General features: G+C 59.8%; 21 protein-coding genes. 11 read left to right on the plus strand and 10 right to left on the minus strand.

Annotation, left to right across the window (positions count from 1 at the left end):
* Positions 1-95: 95 nt before the first annotated feature.
* Complete coding sequence (locus tag KGA82_RS24955; RefSeq protein WP_008025038.1) at positions 96-983, minus strand: LysR family transcriptional regulator; 888 nt, start codon at positions 981-983, stop codon at positions 96-98.
* 135 nt (positions 984-1,118) lie between these two features.
* Between KGA82_RS24955 and lysM the strand changes: the two genes are divergently transcribed.
* On the plus strand, positions 1,119-1,559 hold the full coding sequence (lysM, locus tag KGA82_RS24965; protein ID WP_223452843.1) for a peptidoglycan-binding protein LysM: 441 nt from the start codon (positions 1,119-1,121) through the stop codon (positions 1,557-1,559).
* A gap of 119 nt (positions 1,560-1,678) precedes the next feature.
* Here lysM and yrfG read toward each other — a convergent pair whose 3' ends face one another.
* The gene (yrfG, locus tag KGA82_RS24970; protein WP_223434911.1) at positions 1,679-2,341 is read right to left on the minus strand and encodes a GMP/IMP nucleotidase; all 663 of its coding nucleotides are present in this window, start codon (positions 2,339-2,341) and stop codon (positions 1,679-1,681) included.
* Between the two features lie 90 nt (positions 2,342-2,431).
* On the opposite strand from yrfG, the gene nudE reads away from it, so the two are divergent.
* The 3 genes from nudE (at position 2,432) to KGA82_RS24985 (ending at position 4,478) form a co-directional block, all read left to right on the plus strand.
* Positions 2,432-2,998: an ADP compounds hydrolase NudE gene (gene nudE, locus KGA82_RS24975; protein WP_008040117.1), complete on the plus strand. Its 567-nt coding sequence runs from the start codon at positions 2,432-2,434 to the stop codon at positions 2,996-2,998.
* Positions 2,995-3,822 (plus strand): 3'(2'),5'-bisphosphate nucleotidase CysQ, encoded by an 828-nt coding sequence (gene cysQ / locus KGA82_RS24980; protein WP_223452846.1) that lies wholly within the window; start codon positions 2,995-2,997, stop codon positions 3,820-3,822. The genes nudE and cysQ overlap by 4 nt, the downstream gene beginning before the upstream one ends.
* 218 nt (positions 3,823-4,040) lie before the next feature.
* Positions 4,041-4,478 (plus strand): hypothetical protein, encoded by a 438-nt coding sequence (locus tag KGA82_RS24985; RefSeq protein ID WP_223452847.1) that lies wholly within the window; start codon positions 4,041-4,043, stop codon positions 4,476-4,478.
* Between the two features lie 77 nt (positions 4,479-4,555).
* Here KGA82_RS24985 and KGA82_RS24990 read toward each other — a convergent pair whose 3' ends face one another.
* From KGA82_RS24990 to rfbB, 7 genes are read right to left on the minus strand one after another with little or no spacing between them, the layout of a single operon-like run.
* Positions 4,556-5,011, minus strand: coding sequence for a thioesterase domain-containing protein (locus tag KGA82_RS24990; RefSeq protein ID WP_223452850.1), 456 nt, complete (start codon positions 5,009-5,011; stop codon positions 4,556-4,558).
* Positions 5,012-5,042: 31 nt separating this feature from the next.
* The gene (locus KGA82_RS24995; RefSeq protein WP_008025032.1) at positions 5,043-6,437 is read right to left on the minus strand and encodes a sigma-54-dependent transcriptional regulator; all 1,395 of its coding nucleotides are present in this window, start codon (positions 6,435-6,437) and stop codon (positions 5,043-5,045) included.
* The gene (locus KGA82_RS25000) at positions 6,434-8,242 is read right to left on the minus strand and encodes an ATP-binding protein (protein ID WP_192226765.1); all 1,809 of its coding nucleotides are present in this window, start codon (positions 8,240-8,242) and stop codon (positions 6,434-6,436) included. The genes KGA82_RS24995 and KGA82_RS25000 overlap by 4 nt, the downstream gene beginning before the upstream one ends.
* Positions 8,243-8,278: 36 nt before the next feature.
* Positions 8,279-9,148 (minus strand): dTDP-4-dehydrorhamnose reductase, encoded by an 870-nt coding sequence (gene rfbD / locus KGA82_RS25005; protein ID WP_223453010.1) that lies wholly within the window; start codon positions 9,146-9,148, stop codon positions 8,279-8,281.
* Positions 9,149-9,156: 8 nt separating this feature from the next.
* Positions 9,157-9,702 (minus strand): dTDP-4-dehydrorhamnose 3,5-epimerase, encoded by a 546-nt coding sequence (gene rfbC / locus KGA82_RS25010; RefSeq protein ID WP_008040112.1) that lies wholly within the window; start codon positions 9,700-9,702, stop codon positions 9,157-9,159.
* Complete coding sequence (rfbA, locus tag KGA82_RS25015; RefSeq protein ID WP_223452863.1) at positions 9,702-10,574, minus strand: glucose-1-phosphate thymidylyltransferase RfbA; 873 nt, start codon at positions 10,572-10,574, stop codon at positions 9,702-9,704. The genes rfbC and rfbA overlap by 1 nt, the downstream gene beginning before the upstream one ends.
* The gene (rfbB, locus tag KGA82_RS25020) at positions 10,571-11,653 is read right to left on the minus strand and encodes a dTDP-glucose 4,6-dehydratase (RefSeq protein ID WP_223452866.1); all 1,083 of its coding nucleotides are present in this window, start codon (positions 11,651-11,653) and stop codon (positions 10,571-10,573) included. The genes rfbA and rfbB overlap by 4 nt, the downstream gene beginning before the upstream one ends.
* 177 nt (positions 11,654-11,830) lie before the next feature.
* On the opposite strand from rfbB, the gene KGA82_RS25025 reads away from it, so the two are divergent.
* The 4 genes from KGA82_RS25025 to KGA82_RS25040 all read left to right on the plus strand — a co-directional run bounded on the left by KGA82_RS25025 (position 11,831) and on the right by KGA82_RS25040 (position 17,522).
* A complete protein-coding gene (locus tag KGA82_RS25025) occupies positions 11,831-14,743 on the plus strand; it encodes an aminotransferase (RefSeq protein ID WP_223452870.1) in 2,913 nt (970 codons plus the stop codon).
* 328 nt (positions 14,744-15,071) lie between these two features.
* Positions 15,072-15,950 carry an N-carbamoylputrescine amidase gene (aguB, locus tag KGA82_RS25030; protein WP_223452881.1) on the plus strand — a complete coding sequence of 293 codons (879 nt, stop codon included), beginning with the start codon at positions 15,072-15,074 and terminating at the stop codon, positions 15,948-15,950.
* 4 nt (positions 15,951-15,954) lie between these two features.
* Positions 15,955-17,061 carry an agmatine deiminase gene (gene aguA, locus KGA82_RS25035; protein ID WP_008040106.1) on the plus strand — a complete coding sequence of 369 codons (1,107 nt, stop codon included), beginning with the start codon at positions 15,955-15,957 and terminating at the stop codon, positions 17,059-17,061.
* A 245-nt stretch (positions 17,062-17,306) separates the two neighbouring features.
* Positions 17,307-17,522 (plus strand): hypothetical protein, encoded by a 216-nt coding sequence (locus tag KGA82_RS25040; RefSeq protein WP_008040104.1) that lies wholly within the window; start codon positions 17,307-17,309, stop codon positions 17,520-17,522.
* Positions 17,523-17,744: 222 nt separating this feature from the next.
* Here KGA82_RS25040 and KGA82_RS25045 read toward each other — a convergent pair whose 3' ends face one another.
* Positions 17,745-19,838: a TonB-dependent receptor gene (locus KGA82_RS25045; protein WP_223452883.1), complete on the minus strand. Its 2,094-nt coding sequence runs from the start codon at positions 19,836-19,838 to the stop codon at positions 17,745-17,747.
* Positions 19,839-20,096: 258 nt separating this feature from the next.
* Between KGA82_RS25045 and KGA82_RS25050 the strand changes: the two genes are divergently transcribed.
* From KGA82_RS25050 to KGA82_RS25060, 3 genes are all read left to right on the plus strand, one after another.
* Positions 20,097-20,768, plus strand: a complete 672-nt coding sequence (locus tag KGA82_RS25050) for a DsbA family protein (RefSeq protein WP_223452894.1) — start codon at positions 20,097-20,099, stop codon at positions 20,766-20,768.
* A gap of 18 nt (positions 20,769-20,786) precedes the next feature.
* The gene (locus tag KGA82_RS25055; protein ID WP_223452899.1) at positions 20,787-21,182 is read left to right on the plus strand and encodes a nuclear transport factor 2 family protein; all 396 of its coding nucleotides are present in this window, start codon (positions 20,787-20,789) and stop codon (positions 21,180-21,182) included.
* A 240-nt stretch (positions 21,183-21,422) separates the two neighbouring features.
* Complete coding sequence (locus KGA82_RS25060; RefSeq protein WP_192226780.1) at positions 21,423-22,709, plus strand: OprD family porin; 1,287 nt, start codon at positions 21,423-21,425, stop codon at positions 22,707-22,709.
* Positions 22,710-22,817: the final 108 nt, after the last annotated feature.

The raw sequence follows: 22,817 nt of genomic DNA on the forward strand, positions 1-22,817 counted from the left end.
GGGGGCATCACCGACGGTTTAGTCAGCTTTAAGCCTATGCGCGACAAGTTGTCGCGTCTAATCGCTATTACTGATCTGCCGATAGATGGCGTCGATCAAGAGCTTGTCATTGATTGTTGATAGATCGCGAAACAGGCCTCCGCCAACGCCGAGCGCGGTGCGCTGCGCCGCATGATCAGCCCCAGCCGGCCGAGGGTCTGGGCGTTTTCGATCGGTTGCAGGCGCAGATGGTCTGTCAGGTTTTCCAGGCCGCCTTCGAGCGGCATCACGGCGCAACACAACCCGCCATGAACAGCTTGTAACAGTTGATGCACGGCATCGGTTTGCAACAACGGCTGCGGAGTAAGGCCGCGGCTGTGGAAATTGTGGTCGATGGACTGGCGGAAATGCATGCCGCTGGTGAGCATGCCCAGCGGCAGTTCGATCAGCGACTCCCAGCTCAGCGGCGCCTCGCCGAACGTGAAGAAGCGCTGGTCGTAGAGCAGGCCCATGCGAGTTTCGCTGAACGCCAGGGAATCGAAACGTTCGGCGTCCAGACGCTCCAGGTACGACACGCCAAGATCCAGGCGATTGTTCGCCAGTTGTTCGAGGATCTGCTCGGAGCTCAGCGCCGAGAGTTCGAAGCGCAGGTTCGGGTGTTCGCCGTGCAAGCGTTGCAGCAGCGGCAGCGGGTCGAAACTCGACAACGGCACCACGCCCAGACGCAACGTACCGACCAGGTTGCCGCGACAGGCGGCGGCTTCGGCCTGCAAGCCGTCGTAGGCCGCGAGCACCGTGCGCGCCCACGCCAGCACCCGTTCGCCCGGCGCGGTGAAGCCTTCGAAGCGCTGGCCACGGTTGACCAACGGTAACTCGAGTTCTTCTTCAAGGCTGCGCAAGCGCATGGACAGGGTCGGCTGAGTGACGTGACAACGTGCAGCGGCCTGACCGAAATGCCGGGTTTCGTCGAGGGCGATGAGGAATTTCAGCTGCTTGATGTCCATCTTCGCTCCAGGGCGCGGGAAGGTCGGGATTCTAGCGCCTGGGGGCAAGCGGCGTCATTGGTCGGGTAGGAACCGGGTGTTGCAACCTTGGTCTAGGCTTTTGCGTCTGGAACCAAAAACCAAGGAGAGTGCACCATGAGTATTTTTAGCTTTGTGAAGGAAGCAGGCGAAAAGCTTATCGATTTGCTGACGCCGGGTAACGCCAATGCCAGCGAGCAGTTGAAGGAACACATCAGCAAGGTCGGCCTGGGCAATCCGAATGTGCAGGCGACGGTAGAGGGCGACAAAGTCACGGTGACCGGTGAGGTGGCGACCCAGGAAGAGAAAGAAAAAATCCTGCTGGCGGTGGGCAATATCGCCGGTGTCGGCAGTGTGGATGATCAGATTGCGGTGACCGGGCCTGTGGTCGTCGCCGCGAAATTTGTCACGGTCGTGAAGGGCGACACCCTCAGCGCGATTTCATTGCGCGCGTATGGCGATGCCAACAAGTATCAAAAAATCTTTGAGGCCAACAAGCCGATGCTCAAGGATGTGAACAAGATTTATCCGGGGCAGTCGTTGCGGATTCCTGAGTAAGGTTTAAGACCGCGTTATGGCCTTCGCGGGCAAGCCTCGCTCCTACAGGTTATCGCCTCGTTCACGAACGACGCCTAACCTGTAGGAGCGAGGCTTGCCCGCGAAAGGCGCGACTCGGTCTAAAGCCCCGCAATCAACTCCCGATAATCAACCACTGCCGCAAACTCCGCCGTGTCCTTCGGCCCCTTGCGGCTGTCCGGCTCCTTCACCGCCAACAAATGCGCGACCCCAAAATCCCGCGCACTGCGCAGGATCGACAACGTATCGTCGATAAACAGGCTGCGCGCCGGATCAAACCCGATATCCGCCTGCAATGCCTGCCAGAACTGCGGATTCTCTTTGGGAAAACCGTAATCATGCGAGCTGATCAACCGCTCGAAATACGGCGCCAGTTCAATTCGTTCCAGTTTCAGTGAAAGCGAATCCCGGTGTGCATTGGTGATCATCACCACCCGCTTGCCGGCCTGTTTGATCGCCGCAAGGAACGTATCCGCGTCCGGGCGCAACGCGATCAGGTGTGCGGTTTCCAGTTTCAGCTCGCGCACCGGCAGCTTCAGTTCGGCGCTCCAGAAATCCAGGCAATACCACTGCAACTGACCGGCATGGCGTTCAAACAGCGGCTGCAATTCCATCTCGGCCATGGCCCGGCTCACCCCGTGCAATTCGGCGTAACGCTGGGGCAAGTGTTCCAGCCAGAAATGGTTGTCGAAGTGCAGGTCCAGCAGCGTGCCGTCCATATCGAGCAGAACGGTGTCGATGTCTCGCCAGGGCAGCAGGGACATAAAAAACTTCTCCAGCGGTAAAAGAGATATCCGAGGTCAACAATCAGGATAGGCCGGGTATAGTAACGCGTTCACGCCAAGGAGCTTTTCATGCGCCAGAAACCCACCATCCTCGCCCGCGAGATCGTCGCCACCAGCCGCTTGTTCTGCGTCGAAGAGCTGAAATTGCGCTTTTCCAATGGCGTGGAGCGCACCTATGAGCGGCTGGTCGGCAAAGGCGCCGGGTATGGCGCGGTGATGATTGTGGCGATGCTCGACGCAGATCACGCGGTGCTGGTCGAGGAATATTGCGGCGGCACCGATGAATACGAGATGTCGCTGCCCAAAGGCTTGATCGAGCCGGGTGAAGACGTGCTGGCGGCGGCCGAGCGTGAGCTCAAGGAAGAAGCCGGGTATGGCGCGCGACAACTGGAACACCTCACCGAGCTGTCCTTGTCGCCGGGTTACATGAGCCAGAAAATTCAGGTGGTGCTGGCCACCGATCTGTACGAAGAGCGGCTTGAAGGCGACGAGCCTGAACCGATGCGCGTGGACAAGATCAACCTGCGAGAGCTGTCGGCCCTGGCCCAGAACCCGAAATTCACCGAGGGCCGTGCCTTGGCGGCGCTGTACCTGACCCGAGATTTGCTGACCCAGCGCGGAGTGTTCCTGCCATGATTTTCCCTCATCCATTGATGGCGCCGGTGATTGAACTGGCATTGAAGGCTGGCGACGCGATCCTGCCGTTCTGGCGCACCGGTACGACCGTGACCGCCAAGGCCGACGATTCACCGGTCACCGCTGCCGACCTGGCCGCTCATCATCTGATTCTGGCCGGGCTGACCGCGCTGGACCCGAGCATCCCGGTGTTGTCTGAAGAAGACGCCAACATTCCGCAGAGCGTGCGTGCCGGCTGGCAGCGCTGGTGGCTGGTCGATCCGTTGGACGGCACCAAGGAGTTCATCTCGGGCAGCGAAGAATTTACCGTCAACATTGCGTTGATCGAGCAGGGGCGCGTGGTGTTTGGCGTGGTGTCGATGCCGACCAATGGGCGTTTCTACGTCGGTGGTGCCGGTCTGGGCGCATGGCGTGGTGATAAGGACGCCGAGCCGCTGCCGATTCAGGTTCGCACCGTGCCCGCCCCGGGCGAGGCCTTCACGGTCGTCGCCAGCCGTCGGCATTCGAGCCCTGAGCAAGAGCGCTTGCTCGCCGGGTTGAGCGACAGCCTGGGTGAGCTGCAACTGGCCAACATCGGCAGTTCGCTGAAGTTTTGTTTGTTGGCGGAAGGGGCGGCGGATTGTTATCCGCGTCTGGCGCCGACTTCGCAGTGGGATACGGCGGCGGCCCAAGGTGTTTTGGAAGGTGCGGGTGGTGAGGTGCTGGAGTTGAGTGGCGTACCGTTTACCTACCCCGCGCGGGAATCTTTACGGAATAACTATTTCATTGCGTTGCCAGCCAACGCGTCTTGGCGGGAACAGTTATTATTGTTGAGCTCAAAGTAATCAGTTGGCTGTAAACAGGGCTGTAGTGCTACTGCTTTTTCATATGTTGCAATGTTTTAAAAGTTTTAGATTTTTGGCGGGGTGCTAGTATTCAATTGTCAACTTGCATTGGTTGGCGCAAGAAAAAACGATACTTTTCGTTTGGTTGTCAGCATGTATTTCTTTCTGTTGAGTTATATGTGGCAGTCTTGTAATTGATGCAGTGGGAAACTTTTAGAATGAATATTAAATATGTTGCTTTGTTCGTCGGACTTTCATTTTGTATGGGGAGTGTTTCTGCCGGGACAGTAACGATCAAGTCCCCTCCAGAAGGTATGATATTGTTGAAGGTCAACGGGCAAATCAATCATGGTGATGAGGATTTGGTGATCACCTCGACGGAAAATTTTGATATCAACGTTTGGCCTTTAATCGAAGTAGCAGGCCAACAAGAATTATTAGGTGTTACGTCAGTCACTCATCAGCCGCGGGCCACCGGACAGGCATTTAGCAATCAAACTCATTGTTCGATGCGACAAGAAGCTTACGGCTACAGAGTGACGATTGAACTGGGTGGCTCTGATTCGGTTTTCTGTAGGAGCGGGGAGTATAAAGTGAATAACCAACGTGCTTTAGATGGCATCTCGGATGTGGTTGTTACATACGAAAAACTTTAGCGTTGGCTGGCCAGCGATGCGGTGTCTCTGATACACCGCGTTGTCTGGATCGACAGCAAGCTGGCTCCTACAGAGGCTTACCGGTGCAGGACGTACTGCCCGGTAAAGGTCACCGCATCCTCTTCACTTCCTGCATTCACAATCCGCGAATGCAGCGTCAACCGCGCTCTTCCATAGCGCTGATACATCGCCAGAAACTTCTTCCACACCGCCGCACTCGGCGCCTGGCAAATCGCGGTCGCGTCCATGGTCACCGGCAGCGGATAGCTGATTTGCCCTTCGTGAATCACGATGTGCCCGTCTTCAATGCCTTCTTCGCGCAAACGCAAATGCAGCCAGCCCCAACCCGCCAGTACTGCGCCGCAGTACAGACTGCCGCCGAACATGGTGCTCTTGTGATTGACGTTGGCTTCCAGCGGCAAGTGCAGGCGCAGTTGCTGGTCGTGCCAGTCGAGCACTTTGATGCCCATGGCTTGCGTCAGGGGAATGTCGCGGTGGAGGACTGATTCCAGGTGACGACTGTCGCGGCTCATGCAGGGCCCCTTGTTTGAAGTGATGACGGATTCAATCGAGTTCGTCGGTGTGGCTACTGGCGCCGCTGTCGGCGAAGTTGAGGCCGTGCTTGCGCAGTTTGTCGTGCAAGGTTTTGCGCGGAATGCCGAGGGCTTCGGCGAGACTGCGCACCGAGCTGTGAGAGCGCGCCAGTTCGGCGGCAATCAGCGTTTTCTCGAAGTTTTCCACCTGCTCGCTCAAGCCGCCGCTGACCGCTTCAACCGTTGTGCCCGCCGTGCCATCCGGCGCGTTGTTGTCCAGCGCCAGTTCGAGGCCCAGGGCAAAACGCTCGGCGGCGTTTTGCAACTCCCGCACGTTGCCCGGCCAGGTGTGACGCAGCAGCAGCGCCCGTTGCCCCGGTTGCAGTTCGTGGGGCGGCAAGCCATGACGAGCACTGGCTTCATCGGCAAAGTGCTGGAACAGCATCAACGCATCTTCACCGCGCTCGCGCAGCGGCGGAATGCGCAGCGGGGCGACGTTCAGGCGGTAATACAAGTCGGCGCGGAAGCGGCCCTGATCGGCGGCCTGGCGCAGGTCTTCCTTGGTCGCGGCGATGATGCGGATGTCCAGCGGGATCAACTGATTACCGCCCAGACGCTCGACTACACGTTCTTGCAGCAAGCGCAGCAATTTCACCTGCACGTCCAGGCTCATGCTTTCGATTTCATCGAGGAAAACCGTGCCGCCGCTGGCGAATTCGAACTTGCCGATACGGCGCTTCTGCGCACCGGTAAACGCGCCCGGCTCGTGACCGAACAACTCGCTTTCCACCACGGATTCGGCCAGAGCCCCAGCGTTGATCGCCACGAACGGGCCGTTACGCCGGTTCGACAAATCGTGCAGCGCCCGCGCCACGACTTCTTTGCCGGCGCCGGTTTCGCCGAGGATCAGCACATCGGCCTTGGTCGCCGCCAGTGCGCCGATCTGCTCGCGCAGACGCAGCATTGGCGCCGATTGCCCGACCAGTCTTGTGCTCAGTTCATTGCGGTCGCTGAGGGCCAGACGCAAGCTGCGGTTGTCCAGCACCAGTCGGCGCAGGGCCAACGCGCGACGCACGCTGTCGAGCAAGGCGTCGCTGGCGAAGGGTTTTTCCAGAAAGTCGTAAGCGCCAGCGCGCATGGCTTGCACCGCCAGCGGCACGTCGCCGTGACCGGTGATCAGCAGCACCGGCAGTTCCGGGTCCTGGGCGTGCAGTTCGGTCAGCAGTTCGAGACCGTCCATGCCGGGCATGCGGATATCGCTGACCACCACGCCCGGCCAGTCGCGTTCCAGTTGCCCGGCCAGGCCCTTGGCTTCGGCGAGCGGCAGGATTTTCAGGCCGGCCAGATCCAGCGTCTGGCTCAGGGCCTGGCGCAGATGGGGATCATCGTCGATCAGCACGACCTGGATGCGGTTGTCGATGGTCATGCACTTCGGTCCTCGGACGGTTGCAGGCTCACGCCCGGTGCGCCTGCGCGCAGTTTCAGGGTAATCAGGGCGCCGCCTTCCTTGTGGTTGGCGAACGACAGTTCACCGCCGAAGGCGCGCATCAGGGTTTCGCAAATCGCCAGCCCCAGACCGAGCCCCTGGGTGCGGGTCTTGGTGGTGTAGAAGGGCTCGCTGGCGCGGCCAAGAGCTTCCATGCAAAAGCCGGGGCCGTTGTCGCGAATGTACAGATTGACGCCGTCGGCGGTGGATTGGGCACTCAACCAGAGTTTACGCGGCGGGCCTTTTTCCGTCAGCGCGTCCAGTGCGTTGGCCAACAGATTGCCGAGCACCTGGCGCAGACGGGTTTCCCCAGCCTCGACCCACAGCGTGGCGGCGGGCAAATCGCGGATCAGCTCGACTTCCATGCTCCGCCGACGCTTGGCCAGCAGCGCCAGCGCGTCGTCGAGCGCCGGTTGCAACGCGACGCTTTCCGGCGCGTGACGATCACGCCGGGCAAAGGCGCGCAGGTGCGCGATGATCGAAGCCATGCGCCCGGTCAGTTCGCTGATCAGTTTGAGGTTGCCGCGCGCATCGTCGGTGCGCTGATGATCGAGCAGCACTTCAGCGTTTTCCGCGTAGCTGCGGATGGCGGCCAGCGGTTGATTCAGTTCATGGCTGATGCTTGCCGACATGGTCCCGAGCGCCGACAGCTTGCCGGCTTGCACCAGGTCATCCTGGGCGCGTACCAGTTCCTGCTGGGCGTGTTCGCGCTCCAGCACTTCCTGTTTCAGTCGGCGGTTCAGGCCTTCGAGGTCGCTGGTTCGTTCAGCGACCCGGCCTTCCAGTTCGCGCCGGGCCTTGGCTTCGAAGGCGATCCGTTCAAGGTAGTGACGGCGCCGTTGCATCATCAGGCCGAGCAGCAGCATTAACACCAACAGCGTCGCGCCGCCGATGGCGACCACCGTGCGCACCGGGCGATCGATCAAAGTGCGCGGCGCAAGAATGCTGACGCTCCAGCCGGTTTCGTCGATTTGCCGGGTCTGGGTCAGCCAGGCGTCAGGATTGAGATTCAACGGTTTCGGGTCGCGGGTCGGATAGGGTTGAATCGCAGTGATTGCCTCGCGCTCGCCCTCGCCCAGTGGCCGGGTCGCGCGGAATCGCCATTCTGCCCGCGAGGTGAGGATGACTACGCCGTTGTGGTCGGTGACCAGCAGTTGTTCCGGGGTTTTACCCCAAAGGCTTTCGGTGTGGTCCAGGTCGACCTTGACCACCAGCACGCCGAGGATTTTTTCACCGTCGCGCACGGCCGCCGCAAAGAAGTAACCGCGTTTGGCCGAGGTGGTGCCCAGCCCGAAAAACCGCCCGAGACGCCCGGCCATGGCTTCGCTGAAGTACGGGCGAAACGAAAAATTCCGGCCGACGAAGCTGTCGTGTTTGTCCCAGTTGGACGCCGCGAGGGTCTTGCCGGTGGTGTCCATCAGGTACATGACTTCGGCACCGGTCTGCGCGCTGATGTTCTTCAGCAGGCGGTTGGCATTGCCTTGGGTCACACCGTCGTCGGGGGCCCCGAGCGTGGCGCGCAGGGCCGGCAGGTCGCCGAGGATCTGCGGCAGCACTTCATAACGGTGCAGGGTGCCCAGCAGGTTGGCGACGTACAGGTCGAGGGTCTGCCGGTTTTGCCCGGCCAGTTCGCTGCGGTAATAACGCTCGGCCAGATGCTCCAGCGGCCACAGCAACGGCGCCAGGCACAGCGCCAGCAGGGCGAGGCTACGCCAACGGGGTCTGCGGGGGAGGGTCGGAGTCATGAGCATCAGGCGCCTGAGGGTACAGGCGCATTATGCCTAGGCTTGCCCGGCAAGACACTCGCGCAGCGCGGTTTGCCAGTCTGGCTGACTGACGCCCCATTCGCGGAGCAGCCGACTGCAATCGAGGCGCGAATTCAACGGGCGGACGGCAGGCGTCGGGTATTCGCTGGAAGGGATGGGCAACAGGTGTGCGCAAGGCTTGCCCTGTTTGCGCAGCGCTTCTCCGATGGCCTGGGCGAAACCGAACCATGAGGTTTCACCTTGAGCGGTCAGGTGATAAGTGCCCCAGGCGCCCCGCTCACCGGCCTGCCAGCGCTCGATCAGCGCGAGGGTGCTGTTGGCGATCGTGCCGGCCCAGGTGGGCGCGCCGATCTGATCGGCAACGATGCGCAACTCGGGTTTTTCTTGCAGCAGACGCTGCATCGTCAGCAGGAAATTGTGGCCGTGGGCCGAGTAGACCCAGCTGGTCCGCAGAATCAGATGCTTGCCTCCCACTGCCGTGATGGCTTGTTCGCCGGCCAGTTTGCTCTGGCCGTAGACCCCCAGCGGCTTGGGCGCGTCGGCTTCGTTGTAAGGCTCGCCCTTGCTGCCGTCGAACACGTAATCGGTGGAGTAGTGAATCAGCGGGATGCCCAGCGCCAGTGCTTCTTCGGCCAGAATTCCCGGGCCCGTCGCGTTGATGGCGAACGCCAGCTCAGGTTCGCTTTCTGCCCGATCGACCGCCGTGTGGGCGGCGGCGTTGATGATCAGGTCGGGACGAACGCGCCGGACCTGCTGACGAATCTGCTCCGGTTGAGCCAGATCGAGTTGATCGCGCCCCAGCACCATGAGTTCATCAGCCGCGCTCAAGCGGCGCTGCAGTTCGCGGGCGACCTGGCCGTGCTGGCCAATGATGAGAATTCGCAAAGGGATTTTCATGGAAGCAGTTCAGATTCCTGCCAGCTTTTACCGTGTTGGTCCTTTTCTGACAGTTGAGGCGCTTCTTCCAGTTCCCAGTCAATGGCCAGTGTCGGATCGTCCCAGCGAATGCAGCGATCTGACGCCGGGTCGTAATAGTCGGTGGTTTTGTAGAGAAACTCGGCGTACTCGCTGAGTACCAGGAAGCCATGGGCGAAGCCTTCCGGTATCCACAACTGACGATTGTTCTGTGCGGACAAACGCACACTGGCCCAGCGTCCGAAGTTTGGCGAACTGCGGCGGACATCAAGGGCCACATCGAGCACTTCCCCAGCAGTCACCCGAACCAGCTTGCCCTGGGTGTGTTGCACCTGATAGTGCATGCCACGCAGCACGCCTTTTCGCGAACGCGAGTGGTTGTCTTGAACGAACGCTTTCTTGAGGCCGGTGGCGTTTTCAAACTCACGGACATTGAAGCTTTCATAGAAAAACCCACGTTCGTCACCAAACACCTTCGGCTCGATAATCAGCACACCTGGTAACTGGGTGGGGGTGACTTTCATTACGCTTCTCCGGCAATCGTGTAGAGATACTGGCCATAACCGGTCTTGCCGAAATACTTCGCTCGCTCAAGCAAGTGCTCGCGATCGATCCAGCCATTCATGTAGGCAATTTCTTCGAGACAGGCCACTTTCAGTCCCTGGCGGTGCTCGATGGTTTGCACATATTGCGACGCTTCGAGCAGGCTGTCGTGAGTGCCGGTATCGAGCCAGGCGAAACCGCGGGTAAAACGCTCGACCTGAAGATCGCCGCGTTGCAGATAGGCGTTGTTCACATCGGTGATTTCCAGCTCGCCGCGCGGTGACGGTTTGACGGCCTTGGCAATGCGGATAACGTCGTTATCGTAGAAATACAGCCCGGTGACCGCATAGCTGGACTTTGGCTTGAGCGGTTTTTCTTCGATCGAGATGGCGCGGCCTTCTGTATCGAAGTCGATCACGCCAAAGCGCTCCGGGTCCTTGACCCAGTAGCCGAATACCGTCGCGCCGCTGGTTTGCTGCGCGGCTCTTTGCAACTGGGCACCGAAATGCTGACCATGGAAGATGTTGTCACCGAGGATCAGGCACACCGGGTCGTCGCCGATGAATTCTTCACCAATCAGAAACGCCTGGGCCAGGCCATCCGGCGTAGGCTGTTCGGCGTAGCTGAAATGGACACCGAACTGACTGCCGTCACCCAGCAGATTGCGGTACTGCGGCAGATCCTGCGGGGTGGAAATCACCAGGATTTCCTTGATGCCAGCCAGCATCAACACCGAGATCGGGTAGTAGATCATCGGCTTGTCGTAGATCGGCAACAGCTGTTTGGAAACGCCTAGCGTGATCGGGTGCAGGCGCGTGCCCGACCCTCCAGCCAACACAATTCCTTTCATCATGCGAGTAACTCCTTGATATCGGTGGAGCCTAGTCGTTCACCCTGATAACTGCCATCTTGAACGCGGCGGCACCATTCCAGGTTTTCCAGATACCACTGAACGGTTTTGCGCAGGCCGGTTTCGAAGGTCTCTTCAGGCACCCAACCCAGGTCGCGCTCGATTTTGCCGGCATCGATCGCGTAACGCAGATCGTGCCCGGGGCGGTCCTGGACGAAGGTGATCAAGTCGGCATACCGAGTAACACCGGCTGGTTTGACCGGGGCGAGTTCTTCGAGCAGGGCACAGATGCTGCGTACCACGTCGATGTTCGTCTGTTCGTTGTGTCCGCCAATGTTGTACGTCTCGCCGACGACACCTTCGGTGACTACTTTGAGCAGCGCTCGTGCGTGATCCTCGACGAACAGCCAGTCGCGGATCTGCAGGCCGTTTCCGTAGACCGGCAGCGGCTTGCCGGCCAGTGCGTTGAGAATCACCAGCGGAATCAATTTTTCGGGGAAGTGGAATGGGCCATAGTTGTTCGAGCAGTTGGTCAGCAATACCGGCAGCCCGTAGGTACGCTGCCATGCGCGGACGAGGTGGTCCGAGGCCGCTTTGCTGGCGGAGTACGGCGAGCTTGGCGCGTACGAAGTCGTTTCGGTGAACAGATCATCGACACCCTGCAGGTCGCCGTAGACTTCATCGGTGGAGATATGGTGGAAGCGGAAGGCGCTTTTTTCCGGCTCGGCCAGCGTGTGCCAGTAGGCGCGAGTGGCCTCCAGCAGGCTGTAGGTGCCGACGATATTGGTTTGAATGAAATCCGAAGGCCCATCGATGGAGCGGTCGACATGGGACTCTGCCGCCAGGTGCATGATGGCGTGTGGCTGGAAACGTGTCAGTACGGCGCTCACGGTGGCTTGATCGACAATATCGGCCTGCACGAACTCGTAGCGAGTGTCGGTGGCAATGCTGGTCAGCGATTCGAGATTGCCCGCATAGGTCAGTTTGTCCAGGTTGAGCACTTCATGCTCGGTGTGCCGAATCAGCTGGCGAACCAGAGCAGAGCCGATGAAGCCGGCGCCGCCGGTGATGAGAATACGCATGTGGGCCAGCCTTTTTTCCGTCAGACGATATAGCGAATGATCATAGCTTGTCGGCAGGAGAGTGGTGGTGCAATAGGGTTGTGTCTCAATTTGGGTTTTGTGGCGTAAACAGGGGGGTTGATTATCGATCGATGCAGTGGCGATATAAGCGCCTAATAACATTTCAGGGGTTGTTGTATGCCGCTCGCCACGTTGATTCATCGCGCCAGTTTGCCCAGCCCGCAAGTGTCTGCGGCGCAAGCGCTTGAGCTGCTCGAGGGGCATTACGGGCTGAGCGCAAAGCTGCAGGCGCTCGGCAGCCAGCAAGACCTCAACTTCCGCGTTGACAGTAAGCATGGGCGTTTCGTCCTGAAAATCTGCCGGGGCGACTATTCGGTGCTGGAGCTGCAAGCCCAGCATGCCGGGCTCAAGCATCTGGCCGAACACTGCGGTGTGCCGGTGCCGCGAGTGATTGCCGCGCAAAGCGGCGCCGATTTGCTGTCACTGGAAATCGGCGGGCAAGCGGTGCACGTACGCCTGCTCGAATACATCGAGGGCCAGTCGCTTACGCATCTCGATCATCTGCCCGGATCCGTGGTGGCCGGTTTCGGCCGGCTCTGCGGCGAAATGGACCTGGCGCTGGCCGCTTTCGATCATGCGGGCCTTGAGCGCACCCTTCAGTGGGACGCCCGCCACGCGAATGCGTTGATCGCGCATTTGTTGCCGGTGATTGCAGATGACCGGCAACGCGCGTTGATCGCCGAAGTGGCCGAACAGGCCGAGCGGCATTTGCAGCCGCTGGTGGACAAGTTGCCGGTGCAGGCCATTCACATGGATATCACCGACGACAACGCGGTCTGGCAGCGCGATGCGCAACGCCAGTGGCAATTGCAGGGCGTGATCGATTTTGGCGATCTGGTCCGCACGTGGCGCATTACCGACCTGTCGGTGACCTGCGCGGCGCTGCTGCACCATGCCGGTGGCGATCCGTTCTACATTTTGCCGGCGGTTCAGGCTTATCACGCGGTCAATCCGTTGCAACACGAAGAGCTGCTGGCGCTGTGGCCATTGATCGTTGCGCGGGCGGCGGTGCTGGTGCTCAGCGGCGAGCAGCAGGTCAGCATCGACCCGGGTAATGCCTACAGTCGCGACAACCTGACCCATGAGTGGGAGATTTTCCGCGTGGCCACGTCGGTGCCGTTGGCGTTGATGGAAGCGGCGATCCTCACCTCGGTGGGTCACAGCCTGCCGGACATCGGCAGCGAAGGCTTCGCACCGCTGCTGCCGAGCCTGGTCGGGCGTGAATTTGCCTTGATCGATCTGGGCGTATTGAGCCCGCATTTCGAGGCCGGTAACTGGGAACAGGAGGGGATCGATCAGCGTCTGTTGAGCGAAGCGGCTGCGGCCCACGGCTTGGCAGCGAGCCGTTATGGACAATACCGTTTGTCCCGCACACGCCCGGACAGTGCGACGGAACCAGACACCTGCCCGTTGCACGTCGAGCTGCGGGTGCCTCATGGCACTGCGGTCGAATCGCCGTTTGCCGGGGTTGTTCATCAACCGGCGCCGGGTGTGCTGCAACTGGACGGCCCGCAGTTGAGCGTGCGGCTGTGGGGTGTGACACCGTCGCTGCACACCGGTGCAGCCTTGGTCAAAGGCCAGGTGCTGGGTTCGGTCAGCGGCCCGTTGCGGGTGCAGTTGTGCCGAGGCGCGGCGCTCGATGCGCCGTTGTTTTGCACGCCTTCGCGCGCGGCCGCCTGGCAAGCGTTGTGCCCGTCGCCGGCAGCGTTGTTGGGGCTGGCGTGCGATGCCGAGGCAGAGCTTGATTCGCAGACCTTGCTGGCGCGCCGCGACGCCAGTTTCGCCCGGACCCAGAAGCACTATTACGTCGACCCGCCGCGCATCGAGCGTGGCTGGCGCAATCACTTGATCGACATGCAGGGTCGCTCCTACCTCGACATGCTCAACAACGTCGCGGTGCTTGGCCACGGTCATCCGCGCATGGCCGCGGTCGCCAGTCGTCAATGGTCGCTGCTCAACACCAACTCGAGGTTCAACTACGCAGCGGTTGCCGAGTTTTCCGAGCGCTTGCTGAAACTGTCGCCGGAGGGCATGGACCGGGTGTTCCTGGTCAACAGCGGCAGTGAGGCCAACGACCTGGCGATCCGTCTGGCGTGGGCCTACAGCGGTGGTCGCGACATCATCAGCGTGCTGGAGGCGTATCACGGCTGGACCGTGGGCGCGGACGCGGTCTCGACCTCGATCGCCGACAACCCCAAGGCCTTGAGCAGCCGTCCCGACTGGGTGCACCCGGTGACAGCGCCGAACACCTATCGCGGCGAATTCCGTGGCCCGGACAGTGCGCCGGATTATGTGCGCAGCGTCGAACACAACCTGGCGAAAATCGCCGAGCAAGGTCGCCCGCTGGCCGGTTTCATCTGCGAGCCGGTGTATGGCAATGCCGGTGGTATTTCGCTGCCGCCGGGTTACCTGAAACAGGTCTATGCAATGGTCCGTGCGCAGGGCGGCGTGTGCATCGCCGACGAAGTGCAGGTGGGTTACGGACGCATGGGCCATTTCTTCTGGGGCTTCGAAGAGCAGGGCGTGGTGCCGGACATCATCACCATGGCCAAAGGCATGGGTAACGGCCAGCCGCTGGGCGCGGTGATCACCCGTCGGGAAATCGCCGAAGCGCTGGAGGCCGAGGGCTACTTCTTCTCGTCGGCGGGTGGCAGCCCGGTCAGTTGCCAGATCGGCATGGCCGTTCTGGATGTGATGGAAGAGGAAAAACTCTGGGAAAACGCCCAGGTCGTGGGCGGGTATTTCAAAGAGCGTCTTGAGGCGCTGATCGACAGTCATCCGCTGGTGGGCGCGGTGCACGGTTCCGGTTTTTATCTGGGCGTGGAGTTGATCCGCAACCGCGAGACCCTGGAGCCGGCGACCGAGGAAACGACGGCGCTGTGTGACCGGCTGCGCGAGCTGGGGATTTTCATGCAGCCGACCGGTGATTTCCTGAACGTCCTCAAGATCAAACCGCCGATGGTTACGTCGCGCCAGAGTGTGGATTTCTTTGTCGACATGCTGGCGAAGGTGTTGGGGGAGGGGTTGTAAGGTTTGAAATCGCTTTCGCGGGTAAGTCGGATCGCCGCACCGCTCGCTCCTACAGGTCCGGGTCGTTCGCAAAAATTGCGTATGACACGAACCTGTGTAGGAGCGAGGCTTGCCCGCGAAAGCGTCCTGCAATACACCGATAAAACCGATTGTTATCGGGTTTAAGCGCTGTTGTTTTCGACGGAAGGAAGATTAATCGCTTTTAAAGCCGATTTTTATCGGCTATAAAGTCGCCATTGCCGCGGCGTGTCTCTTCACGCCCGGCGCTTCCCTTTCTGTCATCGGTCGATGCCAAACTCGACCCACAGCACTTGCCCGGAGATGATTCATGAGCCGTATCGTTACCGTCGCCGCCACCCAGATGGCCTGTTCCTGGGACCTTGAAGCCAACCTCGAAACCGCTGAAAGGCTGGTCCGTGAGGCTGCGGCCAAAGGCGCGCAGATCATCCTGATCCAGGAACTGTTCGAGGCGCCGTACTTCTGCCAGAAGCCGAACCCGGATTACCTGCAACTGGCCACGACGGTTGAAGACAACGTCGCCATCAAGCATTTCCAGAAAGTCGCCAAAGAACTGCAAGTAGTGCTGCCGATCAGCTTCTACGAACTGGCCGGTCGCGCACGTTTCAACAGCATTGCGATCATCGATGCCGACGGCTCCAACCTCGGGATTTATCGTAAAAGCCACATCCCGGACGGCCCTGGCTATCACGAAAAGTATTACTTCAACCCGGGCGATACCGGCTTCAAAGTCTGGAATACCCGCTACGCGAAAATCGGCGTGGGCATCTGCTGGGATCAGTGGTTCCCGGAATGCGCGCGCAGCATGGCGTTGCTGGGTGCGGAAATTCTGTTCTACCCGACCGCCATCGGCAGCGAGCCGCACGACAAGACCATTTCGTCCCGTGACCATTGGCAGCGTGTGCAACAGGGCCATGCCGGTGCCAACCTGATGCCGCTGATCGCCAGTAATCGCATCGGCAATGAGGAGCAGGACGGGTACGACATCACCTTCTACGGCTCGTCGTTCATCGCCAACCAGTTCGGCGAGAAGGTTCAGGAACTCGATAAAACCGAAGAAGGCGTATTGGTTCATCGCTTCGACCTCGACGAACTGGAGCACATTCGCAGCGCGTGGGGCTCGTTCCGTGATCGCCGCCCGAACCTATACAATGCGCTCAAAACCCTCGACGGTTCCCTGGAGTCCTGACTGCATGACCACTTTAAACAGCACCCCGCGCGCCGACGGCTTCTACATGCCCGCCGAGTGGGCGGCGCAAACCCAAACCTGGATGATCTGGCCCGAGCGTCCGGACAACTGGCGCCTGGGTGGCAAACCGGCGCAAGCCGCACACGTGGCGGTGGCCAAGGCCATCGCGCGTTTCGAACCAGTGACCGTGGCGGTGTCCGCCGGCCAATACGAAAACGCTCGGGCGCGTCTCGATGTGCCGAATATTCGTGTGGTCGAGATGTCCAGCGACGATGCCTGGGTCCGCGACACCGGCCCGACATTCGTCATCAATAACAGCGGTGAAGTCCGCGGCGTGAACTGGGATTTCAACTCCTGGGGCGGCTTTGACGGTGGGTTGTATTCGCCTTGGAACCGCGACTCGCAGGTCGGCGGCAAGATCCTCGAGATCGAGCGCAGCCCGCGTTATCGCACCGAGGGTTTTGTGCTCGAGGGCGGTTCGATTCACGTGGATGGCGAAGGCACGCTGATCACCACTGAAGAATGCCTGCTCAACCGCAATCGCAACCCGCACATGAACCGTGCGGAAATTGAAGCGATGCTCAGCGCGAATCTGGCTGTGGATAAAATCATCTGGCTGCCGGACGGTTTGTTCAACGACGAAACCGACGGCCATGTGGATAACTTCTGCTGCTACGTGCGTCCGGGCGAAGTATTGCTGGCCTGGACCGACGACCCGCAAGACCCGAATTACCCGCGCTGCCAGGCGGCGATGAAGGTGCTGGAAAGCAGCACCGACGCCAAGGGTCGCCCATTCACGGTGCACAAGATGCCGATTCCGGGGCCGCTGTATGCGACCGAAGAAGAGTGCGCCGGTGTCGATCCGGTGGACGGAACTCAGGAGCGCAATCCGACCGTGCGTCTGGCTGGTTCCTACGTGAACTTTCTCATCGTCAACGGCGGCATCATCGCGCCAAGTTTCGACGATCCGCTGGATGGTCCGGCCAAAGAGATTTTGCAGAGCCTGTTCCCGCAACACGAAGTGGTGATGGTGCCGGGCCGCGAACTGTTACTGGGAGGCGGTAACATCCACTGCCTTACCCAACAACAGCCCGCGCCGCACAAGGAGTGAGTGGGGTTGTAACAGCTTGAGTTGATTGCTAAATCGCTCAGGCAAACGTTTTCCCCGTACGCCTCGCAGAAAGCCCGCAGCCCGTCAGGACTGCGGGCTTTTTTTGTATCCGCTCGTCGACCATCCAGACACATTGGCACAGCTCTTGTATCTCACCAGGTGTAGACAGGGAGGGGGAGGACTTCGATGTTCTGTCATAAACCTTGGATAAGTTAGCCGCTCACAAACCAGGAGAGAGCGCGGAAATGAACGCCGAAATGAATGTGGTGAGCGAGCGGGCATTGCATCCCCTGGCAGTAAAGAACAGCGATTCGCTCCAGATTCTGGCGCACTGGTTGAAGTCCAATGGAACGCGTCAGATCAGGGAACCTGATCCGCGCCGGATGATGATCGAGCGTTACCCCGCTGGTTTATTCAGCGAAGCGGAACTGGAAGCGTTGTGGGATGTGATGGAAGGATAAGAAGAAAAACAACGGATTGATAAAAGCGCTGCCGGGAGGGCGGCGCTTTTTTATGGGCGATGGTTTTGTGGGCATTACGCAGACCCCTGTAGGAGCCGGCTTGCTGGCGATAGCGGCTTAACATTCAACAATTACGCTGACTGTTACACCGCAATCGTCGGAACGCCGCCCGCAGCAAGCCGGCTCCTACACGGGGCGGCGTGATGCCGGAGTCCGGGGTGTTTAGAAGCTGTAAGTCCCGGTCACCACCACGCTGCGCGGTTCACCCGGTTGAATCTGCGCCGCGCTGGTGGCCGACGAGTAATAGGTTTTGTCGCTGATGTTGTTCAGCGCCGCACGCAAATCCCAATCCTTCTGACGGAACCCGGCCAACGCATCCCAACGGCCATAACCCGGTAGCACGGTGGTGTTGAGGTTGTCGGCGTAACGCTGGCCCACCAGGGTCAAACCGGTTTCGGCGTACCAGCCCATTTCCGGTTTCCAGGTCAGGAACAGGCTGCCGTTGTGCTTGGCCACGTTGCTGATGCGCTTGCCTTCAAAGCCGTTGTTGTCCTTCTCGACCGTCGCGTCCTGAATGCCCACGCCACCGCGCACGTACCAGTTGCCGACAATTTTGCCGGTACCGGTCAGCTCGATCCCGCGGGAACGTTGCAGGCCCGAAAGCAAGGTAATGGTCGGGTTGAGCGGATCGCTGGTGCGACGGTTGTAAAGCTCCAGTTCGTAGACCGCCAGCGTGGTGCTCAGGCGATCGTCGAGCCAGTCGCTCTTCACGCCGATTTCCTTCTGCTTGGTCAGCTCGGGGCTCAGGTCGTTGGTGTTGCCGGCAGCGCCAGGCGTGATGCCGATCAAGCCACCGCCCACCGGGGAAAAGGTCTTGGTCCATGACGCATAGAAGGAGTGATTCTGCAGTGGCGTCCAGACCAGTCCTACACGTGGGCTGGTGCTGTGGCTGTCGCGGTCCTCGGAAATGTCCCGCAGGTTGTTGGTCGATTCGATGTCGAAGGTGTCGTAACGCAGACCGCCCAACAGTTGCCATTCATCGTTCAGGCGCAGTTGGTCCTGCACGTACACCGCACGGCTTTCGACTTCGGTGTGGTTGTCGCTGGACACCTGCATGCGTCCGGTGTGACGCAAATTGCGATTAGGGCTGTTCAGGTTCAGCGCCGGAACGGGCCGACTGCCGGGGCCGGTCGTGGCGGCGGTGTACAGGATCGGGTCGCGGCGCTGGCTGCCGATTTCGATGCCGGTCAGCAATCGATGCTCAAGGCCAAAGGTATCGAAACCGCCCTCCAGTTCAACGTTGTTAAACACGTTGCGGGTATTCAGGTCCTGCTGCCAGTGCTGGCGCGTGACCGAATTGGTCGCCGGGGTGTAGCCGATCAGGTAGGTGTTGTCGAAATCGCTGTTGAGCTTGAACACACCCAAGGTCTGACGCAGCTGCCAGTTCTCGTTGATGTCATAGCTGAGTTTCGAGCGCAGGGATTGCGACTTGTCATCGATGAAATCGTTATCGCTGCCGTAGGTCGTATCCCGTCCGACATCGGCCGGGCGTCCGTTGACACCGGGAATTCCGCGATCCGGCGTACGGTTGTAGCGGCTGTATTCGTACTGCACCAACCAGTTCAGGTCGGGTGTCAGTTGCCAGCTCATCGACGGCGCGAACAACTGGCGATTGCCGCTGACGCCATCGCGGAAACTGTTCTGATCCATGTTGCCCATGTTCAGACGCAGGCTGATGTTCTCGCTGGGGTCAGTGCTCAGGTCCGCGTAAAGGCTGCGCAGATCGTTGCTGCCACCTTGGGCTTCGATGGTTGAACGGCGGCCGAACTCCGGCAGCTTGCTGACCCGGTTGACGATCCCGCCCTGACTGCCACGGCCGTACAACACCGCCGCCGGCCCCTTGAGGACTTCGATGCGCTCGATGTTGTGCAGGTCGCGCACGTACTGGCTGTCGTCCCGAATACCGTCCAGGTAAAAGTCGTTGCTGGCGTCGAAACCGCGAATGCGCAAGCTGTCGAAGCGGGTGTCGGCGCCGCTGCTGACGTTGGGCATTCCGCTCAGCGCCGTGCCCAGATCGTTGGTCCCGTAATCGACGACGTTCGAGGTTTTTATCGAGTCGATGGCTTGTGGCACGTAGCGTACCGGCGTGGCCGTGCGGGTCGCTGTGCTGGTTTCTTTCACACGTGGATCGTCAGCCTCTGCTTCGGCGCTGATCGAAGTAGCCGGCAGGGTTGTAGGCGCGGCGTAGGAAAAACCGGCAGATAGCAAGGCAGAGAGCCCGAGACTGAAGGGCGTAAGACGAAATGGGGCAGGCATTAAGGACGCATCCGTAGGATTTTGGGTAGTATCGTGAAGGGTGCGAATGGTAATGCTTGCTATTTACTTTCGTGAATTATTCCTGAGAAGTTCCTTTGTTTGATTGTTTCAATTTGTGTCGAGGTTGTTACAGGAAGGATTTGCAGCATTCGACCGATTCATGAAACAGACTGAAAGCCATTCCGGCGTTTTTCAGAAACTGTCGCAGGGCTAACCTGTCGGCATTGATTTTTCCTACCTTTTTGCCGGAGCCTTCCCATGATCCTTCACTACATTTACGACCCGTTGTGCGGCTGGTGCTACGGCGCAAAACCACTGGTGCAAGCCGCTCAGGCCGTTCTGCCGGTGATTGCCCATGGCGGCGGCATGATGACCGGCGCCAACCGCCAGAGGGTCTCGCCACGTTTGCGTGACTACGTGATGCCCCACGACCGGCGCATCGCCGAGTACACCGGTCAGCCATTCGGCGAAGCGTATTTCGAAGGGTTGCTACGTGATGAAACGGCGGCGTTCGATTCCGCTCCGCCGATTGCCGCCGTGCTCGCAGCGCAGCAGATCGCTGGCCGTGGACTGGAGTTGTTAGGCCGTTTGCAGAGCGCGCATTACGTGGAAGGGCGGCGTATCGCCGATGAAACCGTGTTGATCGAGCTCGCCAACGACATCGGCCTGGAAGCCGAAGCCTTTCAGTCAGCGTTTGAAAACGCCGACACCGATGGCCACATCAAAGCCAGCCGCGCCTTGTTGGCCAACGTCGGCGGCCATGGTTTCCCGACCTTCGCCCTGGAGCAGGATGGCCAGTTCACGTTGATCGACATCAGCCCGTGGCTCGGCAAGCCGCAAGCCTTCGCGGCATGGCTGAGTCAATCGCTTCCCGCAGACGCCGCGACATCCGAGTTTCAGGCCTGCGGCCTCAACGGCTGCGCCCACTGAATTCTCCCGGAGCCTCTCATGGATAACCTGAGCCTGATCAAAAGCACCTACGAAGGCGCCAACTCCCAGGAAAATGCGCGCAACACCGCCGCAGCCCTGGCCGATGACGTTCGCTGGACCGAAGCCGCAGGCTTTCCCTACGCCGGCACCTACGTTGGTTTTGACGCCATCGTCGAGAACGTCTTCAAGCGTCTGGCCACCGAATGGGAAGGTTTTCAGCTGAAGATCGAGGACTACGTCGCACAGGGAGACAAGGTGTTTGCCTACGGCAATTACAGCGGAGTCTACAAAGCCACCGGCCGCTCGATGAATGCTCGCGTCGCCCATTTGTGGACCATCGCCAATGGCAAAGTTACCCATTTCGAACAATTCGTCGACAGCCAAACTGTGCAGCTGGCAATCGTGGACAAGTAATTTCTTAGACGATTTTCACCTAATCACAGACGATTCATGAAATTGACACATGGTTAAGGGCGCGGATAGGATTCGCCCCAACGCCTGTGGCTAACCGCCATGACTCAAAAAAATAAAAAGGCCCGCTCCGCGATTTATCGTGGGCGGGCCTTTTTGTTTTCGGGTGAAAAAAGAGTGCGATAGCGCCGTTTCAGCCGTTCGACACAGCGCGTATCAACCCGAAATAAGGAAAAGAACAAAATGTTGAATAAGCGAATCAGCCTGATCGCTCTGGGGATGTTGAGTGCGACACAGGCCATGGCTAACGACCAGGCCGAATCCAAGGGTTTTGTTGAAGACAGCAGCCTAAAAGTGCTGCTGCGCAACGCCTACATCAATCGTGACTACAAAGACGGTCGTGCGGACAAAGCCGAGTGGGGCCAAGCGGCCATCGGCACGTTCTCGTCCGGTTTCACCCAAGGCACCGTCGGTGTGGGTGTGGACGCGTTCGGTCTGTACGCACTGCGTCTGGACGGCGGCAAGGGTCGCACCGGCGCGCAAGGCATCGACTTCTTCAAGAAAGGCGACAGTGGCAACGCGGCTGACGACCTGTCGAAGGGCGGCGCAGCGGTCAAATTCCGTCTCTCCAGCACCACGCTGACTTACGGTGACCAGATGCCGGCCCTGCCGGTGTTGAGCTACGACAACGTGCGCCTGCTGCCGGAAAGCTATACCGGCACGCTGATCACCTCCAAGGAGATCAAAGGCCTGGAACTGAACGCCGGTCGCTTCACCGCCGAATCGCGCAAAAGCGCGGAAGGCCGTGACAGCGGTGGCTTGAAGTCGATCAACGTATTGGGCGGTAGCTACCAGTTCACCGAGCAGTTCAAGGCGGCGGTGTACGCGTCCGACGTTGAAGACGTGTTGAAGAAGCAATACGTGAACGCCAACTACGTGTTCCCGATCGACAAGGATCAGTCCCTGACCCTCGACTTCAACGGCTACCGCACCAAGCTGGACGATTCCTACGTCCGCGAAAGCGGCGCCACCGGCGATGACAACAAGATCTGGAGCCTGGCAGCCACCTTCGCCACCGGCCCGCACTCGTTCACCGTCGCTCACCAGCGCAGCACCGGCGACAGCAACCTGGGCTACGCCTACGGCGGCTATCAGAAGGATCAAGGTCGCGTCGGTGACGGTGGCAACACCATCTACCTGGCGAACTCCTACTGGTCCGACTTCAACGCTGAAGACGAGCGCAGCTGGCAGGTCGGCTACGGTCTGGACTTCAGCACGTTCGGCGTTCCGGGCCTGAGCTACAACGTGGCTTACGTGCGCGGCGACAACATCACCACCTCCACCAGCGAAGGCGGTACCGAGCGCGAAATCTTCAACCAGTTCAAGTACGTCGTGCAAAGCGGCCCGGCCAAAGACCTGAGCGTGAAACTGCGCAGCTCGATCCTGCGTGTTTCGCAGAAGTCGAGTGAGTACAACGTCAGCGGCAACGAAGTACGTGTGTTCGTCGACTACCCGATCAACATTTTCTGATGATCGGTTGCCGTATCGAGGCCTGATTAGAGGCTGAGAACGAAGAAGCCCCGACTGGTTCGGGGCTTTTTTGTGGGCGGCGCGAGGCTCTAGGTCGCGGCAAGTGCG

This window comes from Pseudomonas sp. BF-RE-22, assembly GCF_019956155.1.
Classification (GTDB): Bacteria; Pseudomonadota; Gammaproteobacteria; order Pseudomonadales; family Pseudomonadaceae; genus Aquipseudomonas; species Aquipseudomonas migulae.

What these genes read in the sequence shown, in the direction of transcription:
- cysQ (WP_223452846.1), top strand. Translation starts at nt 2,995, where the DNA reads ATGATTTTCCCTCATCCATTGATGGCGCCGGTGATTGAACTGGCATTG.
- lysM (WP_223452843.1), top strand. Translation starts at nt 1,119, where the DNA reads ATGAGTATTTTTAGCTTTGTGAAGGAAGCAGGCGAAAAGCTTATCGAT.
- KGA82_RS25045 (WP_223452883.1), bottom strand. Translation starts at nt 19,838, where the DNA reads ATGCCTGCCCCATTTCGTCTTACGCCCTTCAGTCTCGGGCTCTCTGCC.
- rfbA (WP_223452863.1), bottom strand. Translation starts at nt 10,574, where the DNA reads ATGATGAAAGGAATTGTGTTGGCTGGAGGGTCGGGCACGCGCCTGCAC.
- KGA82_RS25040 (WP_008040104.1), top strand. Translation starts at nt 17,307, where the DNA reads ATGAACGCCGAAATGAATGTGGTGAGCGAGCGGGCATTGCATCCCCTG.
- KGA82_RS24990 (WP_223452850.1), bottom strand. Translation starts at nt 5,011, where the DNA reads ATGAGCCGCGACAGTCGTCACCTGGAATCAGTCCTCCACCGCGACATT.
- aguA (WP_008040106.1), top strand. Translation starts at nt 15,955, where the DNA reads ATGACCACTTTAAACAGCACCCCGCGCGCCGACGGCTTCTACATGCCC.
- rfbB (WP_223452866.1), bottom strand. Translation starts at nt 11,653, where the DNA reads ATGCGTATTCTCATCACCGGCGGCGCCGGCTTCATCGGCTCTGCTCTG.
- yrfG (WP_223434911.1), bottom strand. Translation starts at nt 2,341, where the DNA reads ATGTCCCTGCTGCCCTGGCGAGACATCGACACCGTTCTGCTCGATATG.
- aguB (WP_223452881.1), top strand. Translation starts at nt 15,072, where the DNA reads ATGAGCCGTATCGTTACCGTCGCCGCCACCCAGATGGCCTGTTCCTGG.
- KGA82_RS25050 (WP_223452894.1), top strand. Translation starts at nt 20,097, where the DNA reads ATGATCCTTCACTACATTTACGACCCGTTGTGCGGCTGGTGCTACGGC.
- KGA82_RS24985 (WP_223452847.1), top strand. Translation starts at nt 4,041, where the DNA reads ATGAATATTAAATATGTTGCTTTGTTCGTCGGACTTTCATTTTGTATG.
- KGA82_RS25025 (WP_223452870.1), top strand. Translation starts at nt 11,831, where the DNA reads ATGCCGCTCGCCACGTTGATTCATCGCGCCAGTTTGCCCAGCCCGCAA.
- KGA82_RS25000 (WP_192226765.1), bottom strand. Translation starts at nt 8,242, where the DNA reads ATGACTCCGACCCTCCCCCGCAGACCCCGTTGGCGTAGCCTCGCCCTG.
- KGA82_RS24955 (WP_008025038.1), bottom strand. Translation starts at nt 983, where the DNA reads ATGGACATCAAGCAGCTGAAATTCCTCATCGCCCTCGACGAAACCCGG.
- KGA82_RS25055 (WP_223452899.1), top strand. Translation starts at nt 20,787, where the DNA reads ATGGATAACCTGAGCCTGATCAAAAGCACCTACGAAGGCGCCAACTCC.
- KGA82_RS24995 (WP_008025032.1), bottom strand. Translation starts at nt 6,437, where the DNA reads ATGACCATCGACAACCGCATCCAGGTCGTGCTGATCGACGATGATCCC.
- rfbC (WP_008040112.1), bottom strand. Translation starts at nt 9,702, where the DNA reads ATGAAAGTCACCCCCACCCAGTTACCAGGTGTGCTGATTATCGAGCCG.
- KGA82_RS25060 (WP_192226780.1), top strand. Translation starts at nt 21,423, where the DNA reads ATGTTGAATAAGCGAATCAGCCTGATCGCTCTGGGGATGTTGAGTGCG.
- nudE (WP_008040117.1), top strand. Translation starts at nt 2,432, where the DNA reads ATGCGCCAGAAACCCACCATCCTCGCCCGCGAGATCGTCGCCACCAGC.